Annotated in this window: 10 protein-coding genes; 5 read left to right on the forward strand and 5 right to left on the reverse strand. The window is 66.7% G+C overall.

Annotated elements, in window-relative coordinates:
• Positions 1-16: 16 nt before the first annotated feature.
• Together GH664_RS15890 and GH664_RS15895 are read right to left on the reverse strand one after the other, a co-directional pair.
• Positions 17-658: a nuclear transport factor 2 family protein gene (locus tag GH664_RS15890; RefSeq protein ID WP_153169047.1), complete on the reverse strand. Its 642-nt coding sequence runs from the start codon at positions 656-658 to the stop codon at positions 17-19.
• 11 nt (positions 659-669) lie between these two features.
• The gene (locus tag GH664_RS15895) at positions 670-1,404 is read right to left on the reverse strand and encodes an SDR family NAD(P)-dependent oxidoreductase (RefSeq protein ID WP_153169048.1); all 735 of its coding nucleotides are present in this window, start codon (positions 1,402-1,404) and stop codon (positions 670-672) included.
• Between the two features lie 270 nt (positions 1,405-1,674).
• On the opposite strand from GH664_RS15895, the gene GH664_RS15900 reads away from it, so the two are divergent.
• From GH664_RS15900 to GH664_RS15915, 4 genes are all read left to right on the forward strand, one after another.
• Positions 1,675-3,024, forward strand: coding sequence for an MFS transporter (locus tag GH664_RS15900; protein ID WP_153169049.1), 1,350 nt, complete (start codon positions 1,675-1,677; stop codon positions 3,022-3,024).
• A gap of 42 nt (positions 3,025-3,066) precedes the next feature.
• Positions 3,067-3,897, forward strand: a complete 831-nt coding sequence (locus GH664_RS15905) for an alpha/beta fold hydrolase (protein ID WP_153169050.1) — start codon at positions 3,067-3,069, stop codon at positions 3,895-3,897.
• 8 nt (positions 3,898-3,905) lie between these two features.
• On the forward strand, positions 3,906-6,038 hold the full coding sequence (locus tag GH664_RS15910; protein ID WP_153169051.1) for an FAD-dependent oxidoreductase: 2,133 nt from the start codon (positions 3,906-3,908) through the stop codon (positions 6,036-6,038).
• A 109-nt stretch (positions 6,039-6,147) separates the two neighbouring features.
• On the forward strand, positions 6,148-6,603 hold the full coding sequence (locus GH664_RS15915; RefSeq protein ID WP_153169052.1) for a nuclear transport factor 2 family protein: 456 nt from the start codon (positions 6,148-6,150) through the stop codon (positions 6,601-6,603).
• A gap of 40 nt (positions 6,604-6,643) precedes the next feature.
• Here the strand turns inward: GH664_RS15915 and GH664_RS15920 are convergent, their stop codons facing one another.
• Together GH664_RS15920 and ycaC are read right to left on the reverse strand one after the other, a co-directional pair.
• Positions 6,644-6,988: a cupin domain-containing protein gene (locus GH664_RS15920; RefSeq protein ID WP_153169053.1), complete on the reverse strand. Its 345-nt coding sequence runs from the start codon at positions 6,986-6,988 to the stop codon at positions 6,644-6,646.
• 201 nt (positions 6,989-7,189) lie between these two features.
• Positions 7,190-7,816, reverse strand: a complete 627-nt coding sequence (gene ycaC / locus GH664_RS15925) for an isochorismate family cysteine hydrolase YcaC (protein ID WP_153169054.1) — start codon at positions 7,814-7,816, stop codon at positions 7,190-7,192.
• 305 nt (positions 7,817-8,121) lie between these two features.
• On the opposite strand from ycaC, the gene GH664_RS15930 reads away from it, so the two are divergent.
• Complete coding sequence (locus tag GH664_RS15930; RefSeq protein ID WP_228111568.1) at positions 8,122-9,036, forward strand: LysR family transcriptional regulator; 915 nt, start codon at positions 8,122-8,124, stop codon at positions 9,034-9,036.
• A gap of 108 nt (positions 9,037-9,144) precedes the next feature.
• Here GH664_RS15930 and GH664_RS15935 read toward each other — a convergent pair whose 3' ends face one another.
• Positions 9,145-9,795 carry a hypothetical protein gene (locus GH664_RS15935; protein ID WP_153169055.1) on the reverse strand — a complete coding sequence of 217 codons (651 nt, stop codon included), beginning with the start codon at positions 9,793-9,795 and terminating at the stop codon, positions 9,145-9,147.
• Positions 9,796-9,859 lie beyond the last annotated feature (64 nt).

The raw sequence follows: 9,859 nt of genomic DNA on the forward strand, positions 1-9,859 counted from the left end.
TGTGGTGGCGCCGGTGTCAGCGCACGCGGATCTTCGGCTCGGGCGCGCCGCGCCGCATCGTTGCCAGGAATTTCTCCATCGGCGCCGGCGCGGCGACCTCGGGCAGATGCTCCTTGCCGGGCCGTTCCGCCCAGAACGCCTTCCACGACGGAAAAAGCTCGTGGAAGCTACCTTCGTAAGGCTCACGGCCCGGCCAGCGCATCTTGCGATCGCCGATCGGCGGCCTGTTCAGGTCGGTGGCATACCAGTAGCACGGCAGGCGGCGACGGAAATACCATTGGCCGTCGATCCTCTCGTAATCGTCCCAGTACAGCATCTGCATGATTACCCATTCCGGGCCGGCCTCATGCTCGTTCTTCGAATACACCACGCCGGTGGCGTGATCCGCATCGGAGAACTCGATGATGTGCTGGCCGAGATGGTGGGACGTGCCCGAGAACTGGTTGCGCAGCGTGTCGTCCACCCAGGCCTTCAGATGGGCACGGCCGACTTTCTCGCGCCCGACGCGGATGTCCGGCGCGAACAGGTTCACATGGGCGTCGAGGTCGCGCATGTCGAGCGACAGCGAATACTTGCCGGCCAACTGGCGGATGGCGTCGAGCGACTCGAGCCGATCGATGCGCGCCAGCAGCTCGGCCGGGACATTGGCGGTGGTCATGCCGGCGGCGCTCAGATGAAGGCCATGCCGCCGTTGACGGCGATGTTCTGGCCGGTGATGAAGCTCGCGTCGTCGCTGGCGAGGAAGGCGGCGACACGGGCGATTTCCTCCGGCTCGCACATGCGTCCCAGCGGAATGGCCTTGATCATGGACTGCATCCATTCGTCCGGGATGCCCGCCATCATCGGCGTATTGGTCGGCCCCGGCACGATGGTGTTCACGCGGATGCCGCTGGCAGCCAGCTCGCGTGCGATGCTGCGCGTCAGCCCCATGACCCCGGCCTTGGACGCGCAGTAGTGGCTCGGCCCCTCGCCCGACATCGCGGCGGTGCTGGACACGTTGATGAGCACCCCCTTCGTGCCGCCCTTCTGCATCAGGCGGGCGCCTTCACGGCAGCACAGGAAGGTGCCGGTGAGATTGACGCCGATCACCCGCGCCCAGTTGTCGTCGGGCGTATCGAGAAAGGCATCGACCGAGCCGATGCCGGCACTGTTGACGACGACATCGACACGACCGAAGCGCTCGCCGACGGCATCGAAGGCCGCCCTGACCGAGGCCGGCTCGGACACATTGCAGCTCAGCGCAAGGCCACGCTCGCCCAACGCGGCAACCGCCTCGCCTGCGGCTGCGGCATTGATGTCGGCCGCCACCACTTTTGCGCCCAGCGCGCCGAAATGCGCCGCGATCGCACGTCCCATGCCCTGGGCCGCACCCGTCACGAATACCACCTTGCCTTCAAAGCTCATCTGCCGTCTCCATCATCGTGTTTTATGGCAACACTCCCGCACCGGGGGACCGGCGAGGGACGCGATGGAGCGCAGTTTTCTCGCGATGACGCAGACCGGCATCGTCCAATGGGACTAAGGGTTCGGCGAGCAGCCGCATCATGGACGGCATGACGGTTCGCTGCAGCCCATTCGTCTGAATGGACGATGCCGCGCATGAGGGGGAACGGGACGATAGACGCCCGACAAGACCCGGACCGTAGTGTCGGCACCCGGGCAACCCACGGAGACATGGCAGTGAGCACGAGCCCCGCAACCCCGCAACGCCCGACCTGGCACACGCACTATGCGCTGTTCATGCTGGCGACGATCTACGTCTTCAATTACATCGACCGGCTGGTGATCTCGATCCTGATCGAGCCGATCAAGCTCGAGTTCGGCATCTCCGACACGCAGGTCGGCCTGCTGTCGGGGGTGGCCTTCGCGCTCTTCTATACCGTGTTCGGATTTCCCGCCGGCCGGCTGTCGGACCGGATCGGCCGCAAGCCCGTCATCGCCCTCGCCTGCATCGCCTGGAGCGGCATGACCATGCTGTGCGGCCTGGCAACCAGCTTCGCCATGCTGCTTCTGTTCCGCATCGGCGTCGCGGTCGGCGAGGCGGGCGGCACGGCACCTTCGGTCGCGATGGTGTCGGATCTCTATCCGCCCGAGAAGCGCTCGCGTGCGCTGTCGGTCTTCCTCATGGGACCGAGCCTGGGTGCGGTGTTCGGCCTCGGCCTCGGCGGCTGGATCGCCCAGACCTACGGCTGGCGTACCGCCTTCATCGCCATCGGCGCACCTGGCGTGCTGCTCGGTTTGCTGCTGTGGCTCACGGTGCGCAGTCCGGCAGCGCCGACACGGGCCGTGGCGACAAATCATCCAGCGAAGGAAGACTGGCGCACGACCCTGGGTCAATTGCTCGCCACGCCGGCATTCCTGCTCATCGTCGCTGCCGGAACGCTTGCCGCGGTCATGGGCTACGCCATCGGCACCTGGAATCCGAGCTTCCTGATTCGCTCGCACGGGCTCACGATGCAGCAGGCGGGTCTGCTCGTCGGCCTCGGCGGCGGCATCAGCTCGACCGTGGGCACCCTTCTCTGCGGCAGCGTCACCGATCGCATGGTGGCGCGGGATCCGGGCTGGCAACTGGTCATCCCGTTGATCGGCTGCATGGTCAGCGTCCCGCTCGGACTCGCCTTCTATCTCTGGCCCGTCGGCATTGCCTTTCATGTCGGCGCCCTGCCCGTCCCCACCGCCTTCCTCTTCTACCTCGCCTTCAGTTTCACCGCGATCTGGTGGTCGGTGCCCTGCTTCGGCGCCATCAGCCATCTGTTTCCGGCCTACCGCCTGGGCCAGGCCACGGCGATCTTCGTGATGTCGATGACGCTGCTCGGCGTCGGACTCGGGCCGATCATCGTCGGCTCGCTGAGCGATTTCCTCAACCCTCGCCTGGGGCAGGAGGCCCTGCGCTACGCCCTGGCGGGCTCGGTGCTGTTGTACCTGCTGACGTCGGCGTGCCTGCTCGCAGCCGTCCCACGCTACCGCCAGAAACTGCTCGGCGAGCGGCGACCAGGCGCCGCCGTGGCGCTGGCCAACTCCTGACATGTCGATTCCACATCTGAAAGCCAAGCCGGAGACTCACGAATGACCTCAACCGACCTGCCCATCCCGCTGGACCAGATTGCCGCGCTCGACAACGGCCTGCACCTGCACTACCTCGACGTCGGCCAGGGGCCGGTCGTCGTCTGGCTGCATGGCAGCGGCCCGGGCGCGAGCGGCTACAGCAACTTCAAGGGCAACTACCCGGCCTTTGCCGAAGCCGGCTTCCGCAACATCGTGCTTGACCTGCCCGGCTTCGGCCGCTCCGACAAGCCCGCGGACGTGCACTACAACCTGGATTTCTTCGTTTCCAGCCTGGACGCCTTCCTGAAGAAGATCGGCGTGGCCCGATGCACGCTGCTCGGCAACTCGCTGGGCGGTGCGATTGCGCTCGGCCAGGCGCTGGCCCATCCGGAGACGGTGGAACGGCTGATTCTCATGGCGCCGGGCGGCGTCGAGGAGCGCGAGACCTATTTCAAGATGGAAGGCATCGTGCGCATGGTGGAAACCTTCGCCAAGGGCCCGATGGGGCCCGCCGAGATGCGCCATGTGATGAGCCTGCAGGTGTTCGATCCCGACCTGCTCGACGACACCATCATCAACGAGCGTTCCGCCATCGCCCCCTCGCAACCGGCCAACCTGTTCTCGACCATGATGGTCCCGAACATGACCACCCGCCTGCATGAGATCAAGGCGCCGATCTTCGGCTTCTGGGGCACCAACGACAAGTTCAACCCGCACGCCGGCGCGCTGAAGGTGGTCGAGAACGCACCCGATGCGCGCATGATCCTGCTCAACCGCTGCGGACACTGGGTGCAGGTGGAACACCGTGACCTGTTCAACCGTAGTTGCATCGATTTTCTGACCAAGGGGTAAGCCACGCCATGGGAGCCTTCGACAACCTGCTGCAGCCCGGCCGCATCGGCAACATGGAGCTTCGGAACCGCATCGTGATGGCGCCGATGGGGTCCAATTTCGCCGAATCCGACGGCACTTGCGGCGAACGCATCCAGGCCTACTACGAAGCCCGCGCCGCGGGCGGCGCCGGCCTGCTGACGATGGGCGTGGTGTCCATCGCCTATCCGCACGGCACCGCCGAGCCTTACCAGGTGGGCATTTCCGACGACAAGTTCATCCCCGGCCTGAAGGGCATCGTCGACCGCGTGCACAGGCATGGCGCCAAGATCGCAGTGCAACTGCAGCACGCCGGCAAGTCCTCGGTGCGCGACCTCGCAGAAGGCCGCGAGCTGTGGGTGCCGTCGATGCCGCCGGCGCTCAAGACCGACATGTTCGCCGCGCTCACGCAGGAAGAACTCGGCGCCTTCGTGAGCTCGTCCAAGGGCCGCGAGAAGGCCGGCGTGAAGATCCGCGTGATGGACAAGGCCGACATCGCGCAGATGATCGAATGGTTCGCCGCCGCGGCCGACCGTGCCAGGCGCGCCGGCTTCGACGGCGTGGAGATCCACGCCGCGCACACTTATATCATCGCCGGCTTCCTGTCGGGCTACTACAACAAGCGTGACGACGAATATGGCGGCCCGCTGCAGAACCGCGCCCGCTTCCTGCTCGAGGTGATCGCCGCGGTGCGCGCGCGCGTCGGTGCCGACTACCCGGTGTGGCTGCGGCTGGACGCCTGTGAGCTGCGCACGGAAGGCGGCATCACGCTGGAAGACGCCAAGGCGGTGGCGAAGATGGCCGAAGCCGCCGGCTGCGATGCCGTCAGCGTGTCCGCCTACGCGAACATCAGCACCGGCGTGGCCTTCACCGAAGCGCCGCTGGTGCAGCAGAAGGCCGGTTTCCTGCATTGGGCGGCCGAGATCAAGGACGTGCTGAAGATCCCGGTGATCGCCGTCGGCCGTCTCGAGCCCGAAGTGGCGGACAACGCCATCGCCGCCGGCCAGTGCGACTTCGTCGCCATGGCGCGCAAGATGCTGGCCGACCCCGAGCTGCCGAAGAAACTCGTCGAGAACCGGCCCGAGGACATCCGCCCCTGCATCTACTGCTATGCCTGCGTCAGCCAGATCTTCATCAATGAGCGCGTCAAGTGCGCGGTCAATCCGATGACCGGCCACGAGGCGGAGATGCGGCTCGTGCCGGCGGAAAAGCCCGGCCACGTGCTGGTCGTCGGCGGCGGCCCGGCCGGCATGGAGGCGGCCCGCACGGCCGCACTGCGCGGCCACAAGGTCACGCTGGTCGAACGCGGCAGCCGGCTGGGCGGCACGCTGTTTTTCGCCGCGCTGGCCTACGCGGAAAACGGCGCCCTGCTCGACTACCTGACGACGCAGGTGAAGAAGCTGAACGTCGATGTGCGCCTGAACACCGTCGCCACCCCTGAGCTCATCCGCCAGCTCGGCGCCACCGCGGTGATCGTCGCCACCGGCGCCGAGCGCAACGCGCCACCGATCCCCGGCGCCGAGATGGACCACGTGTGGTCGGGCGACGAGCTGCGCCGCCTGATGACCGACGACCGTGCGGACGAGATCGCCAAGCGCAAGCTGTCCTTCACCCAGCGCACGCTGATGAAGGCCGGCAGCCTGGTCGGCGTGACCGACAGCACCGACGCCATCCAGAACCTGTCGCGGGTGTGGATGCCGCTGGGCAAGAAGGTCGCGATCATCGGTGGCGGACTGGTCGGTGTCGAGCTTGCCGAGTTCCTGGTCGACCGTGGCCGCGAGGTCGTGGTTCTGGAAGAAGGCCCCAGCCTCGGACGCGAGCTGTCGATCGTGCGCCGCTGGCGCGTGCTCGACACGCTGCGCGAGCACGGCGTGGCGCTGCACACGAAGGTGAAGATCGAGTCGATCGACAAGAAGGCGGTGCGCTATGCCGACGCCGAGGGCGTCCAGCACACCCTGCCAGCCGATTCGGTCGTGCTCGCCGTCGGCGCGCGTCCCGACGACAGCCTGGCGCGCTCGCTGGAAGCGGCTGGCGTGCCGGTCAGCTCGGTGGGCGACGGCGCGCAGATCGGCTACATCGAAGGCGCCGTCAAGTCGGGCATGCTCGCCGGCCTGTCGGCCTGACCGGCCCCTCCGGTCGTCCCTCGGCCGGGTGTGCGGCGTTCAAGCCGCCGCCCGGCCTTTTTTGCTTCCGCCCACCGCGCTTGCGGCAGGCGCACTCACGGAGCGCACGATGAGCACCTCCGCCACCGAGATCTGCAACCTCCTCTACCGCTACGCCGAAGCCATCGACGAAGGCCGCCTGGAAGATGCCGCCGCCCTCTTCCGTCACGCGCGCATCGAGACTGGCGCCGCCGGCCCGCTCGACGCCGACGGCGTGCTGGCCCTTTGGCATCGCATCCTGGTCATCCATCCCTGCGGCACCCCGCGCACCCGCCACCTCGTCACCAACCCCATCCTCGACATCGACGAGGCCGCCGGCACCGCCAGGGTCAGCTCCTGCTTCACCGTGCTGCAGGCCACCGACGACTTCCCGCTGCAGATCATCGCCAGCGGCCGTTACCACGACCGCTTCGCGCACATCGACGGCCAGTGGTGGTTCGTCGAGCGCGACTACCGCCGGCTCGACTTCACCGGCGACCTGAGTCGCCACCTGCGCGTCCCGGTCAAGGCAACCAGCCGAACCTGAGCGCGCCGCCCGCGGCCGTATCAGGATGTCGGACCCGAGCTCAGGCTTGCCTGACGATGTCGACCGAAATCTCGACCGCCGGAATCGTTCCCCGGTTCTCGAGCCAGTGGGTGGTGTTCCTGTCCTCGGGCCAGCCCACACCCGGCCCGTAGTCGGTGGCGATTCCATTTCGATGGTCTGTGATCGTCCCCTGCAGGATGAAGACGATCCCCGGCCTGTCCTTGTGGTCATGAACCGGGCCGAAGACGCCACCCGGCTCGATCGTGACCTTGCGCATGCGAAGCTCGCGCCCCGCCATGCCCTCGATCTCGGGGCCAAGATCGACGGTCCCGAGCAATTCCACCGTCACGCCCTTGGTCTCGGGTGCGTTCCGTTCATTGCGCATCGTGCTCTCCTTTCTTTAATCGGCAATACGGCCACCTCGGAACCAGCCGGGTGCAGTGCGGCATGAAAGTCCCTCGGCGGTCGCCTCCGTATGCCATTCGTGGTCCGTCGCAAGCTTCTCCTCGAGATGAGGCCGGTCCGCAGGAGCGCGGACCGGCCGTTGGGCGAGCTGCGGCTCGAGGCCGCCCGGCCGACCCGCTCCTTACTTGCCGCTGGTCAGCGTGTTGTAGCTGGTGATCAGGTTGCGGTAGTCAGGAATGTGATTCGAGAACAGCGTGCCCAGGCCTTCGATATCGTTGCGCCAGTCGCGGTGCAATTCGCAGGCCACCGCGAACCAGGTCATGAGTTGGGCGCCGGCGGCCGACACGCGATCCCAGGCCGAATCGCGGGTCAGTTCGTTGAAGGTGCCCGAGGCGTCGGTGACGACGAAGACCTCGAAGCCTTCCTCGAGGGCGGACAGCGCCGGGAAGGCGACGCAGACCTCAGTGACGACACCGGCGATGATCAACTGCTTCTTGCCGGTGGCCTTGACCGCCTGGACGAAGTCGGCGTTGTCCCAGGCGTTGATCTGCCCGGGACGGGCGATGTAGGGCGCATCCGGGAAGGTCTCCTTCAGCTCGGGCACGAGCGGCCCGTTGGGGCCCTGCTCGAAGCTCGTCGTGAGGATGGTGGGCAGGCCGAAATACTTGGCCAGATCGGCCAGTGCGAGAACGTTGTTCTTGAAGCGGTCCGGATCGATATCGCGCACCAGCGACAACAGGCCAGCCTGATGATCGACCAGCAACACGGCGGCATCGTTCTTGTCGAGGCGCACGTAGGGCTTGCTCATGGTGAAACTCCTTTCTCTCTCTCGGGGTGGAATGGCCGAGCAGGCGCCGTGTCGGGACGAGCCCTGGCCGACCGTGGTGGCGCCCAGCTCGTGCTGGGCACCGGTTCAGGAGTCGCGACTCGGGGCGGCCACGACGCCACGCGGCCAGAGCGGCCGGCGCTGAACTCGGCGGTCGCCCGTGCGGCCTCGCATCGCTTTCATGGCGTTCTCCCGGCTGCGTACTCATTGCGTGAATCAACTATAGAATCGAGTCGGCGCATCCAACAGACGGCAAAATTCGGTTGCAGCGTCACATAGGTAGAACGATGATCCCGATGCAGGACCTCAACGATCTCCATTACTTCGTGCGCGTGGTCGATCACGCCAGCTTCGCCGCCGCCGGCCGCGCCCTGGGGATCCCGAAATCGAAGCTCAGCCGCCGCATCGCGCTGCTCGAGGAGCGGCTTGGCGTGCGCCTGATCCATCGGTCGAGCCGTCATTTCTCGGTGACGGAGGTGGGCCGTGCCTACTATGAGCATTGCCGCGCGATGCTGGTCGAGGCCGAGGCCGCGCAGGAGGCGATCGAGCGGACTCGAGCCGAGCCGCGTGGCGTCATCCGCCTGAGCTGCCCCATCGCGCTGCTGCACGCGCATGTCGACCGCATGCTCGCCGAATTCATGGCGGCCTGCCCGCTGGTGTCGATTCATCTCGAGGCGACCAATCGGCGCGTGTCGCTGGTCAGCGAAGGCTTCGATCTGGCCATCCGCGTCCGCCCGCCCCCGCTCGAGGATAGCGATCTCGTCCTGCGCGTCCTGTCCGATCGAAGCCAGTGCCTGGTAGCCAGCCCGGCCTTGGTCGCGCATTTCGGCCCCCCTGCCCGGCCCGCCGACCTGGCCGGCTACCCCAGCCTCGCCCTCGGTCCCCCGCAGGACGATCCCGCATGGACGCTATTCGGACCCGACGGGGCACAGGTCGTGCAGCGTCATCGTCCGCGATTCATCACGAGCGACATGATCGCGCTGCGGCGCGCGGCGCTTGCCGGGGTGGGGATCGTGCAGTTGCCGGCGCTGATGGTGCGCGATGAACTCGCCAGCGGTGAGCTGGTGAGGCTGCTACCCGATTGGGCGCCGCGCCACGAGATCATCCATGTGGTCTACCCGTCGCGACGTGGCCTGCTGCCTGCCGTCCGGTCCTTGATCGACCACCTCGCGGCCAGCTACGCGTCCCTCGACGAAGCCTAGGCCGCGAGCTTCCATCACCGATTTCCGGGCATGATCGGCGAGCGCCACGCATCGTGGCGGCCCTACCGGTGGCGAATCCGAGGGGCCGGAAGCAGGCAGGGTCCCGGTTCAAGCCGACAAGGTATCCCGCAGCCTGCGACACTGGACGAGATAGCCTTCGGCGCCTGACGTCCCGAACACCTCTTCTGCGGCGCTCAGTTCCAGCCAGGCCGCAGCCTGGTCTCCCGGGCGGGCCAGGAGCTTCGCCAGGCGCAAATGGATCCTTGCTGCGTCCATGACTGCGCCCCGTTGCAGCAGCAGGTCCAGCGCGCGATGCAGCAGGCGCAATGCTTCCTCCGGCTGACCTTCCGCCCAGGCCAGTTCGGCGCGGACGTACTCGACTTGCCCGGCCACCGAACCGGATTCCCCCATGCGGGGTTCCGCCGCGAGGACCTGAAGCAGTGCCCGGGCCTCCTCCAGTTGGCCCAGCTCGGCGGCGATCCGTGACCGGGAATCGCTCACAGCGCGGCGGGCGAAGCCCTCAAGGAATTGAAACCTGCAAAGGCCGTGATCGATTTCAGGACCGGCGACCCGAAGAAGGCCCTCGTCTACCTGACCTTGATCGGCGACACGTACCGGGACCGGAGTGTCCGTGCGACAGCGGCACATCCGGATTTCGTCGTCAATTTCGGCGGGGAATCGGTCAAGCTCCTGGCCCAGGGCTGCCGCAGCTACCCGCTTGTCGTTGACCACGCCAAAATGACGTTCACGATCAATCACTTGCGATACCCCTGTTCACAAGCCATTGTTTTGTGTAGCTTCCTGTCTTTTTGGGCGACCGATG

This window comes from Thauera sp. 2A1, assembly GCF_009469595.2.
Classification (GTDB): Bacteria; Pseudomonadota; Gammaproteobacteria; order Burkholderiales; family Rhodocyclaceae; genus Thauera.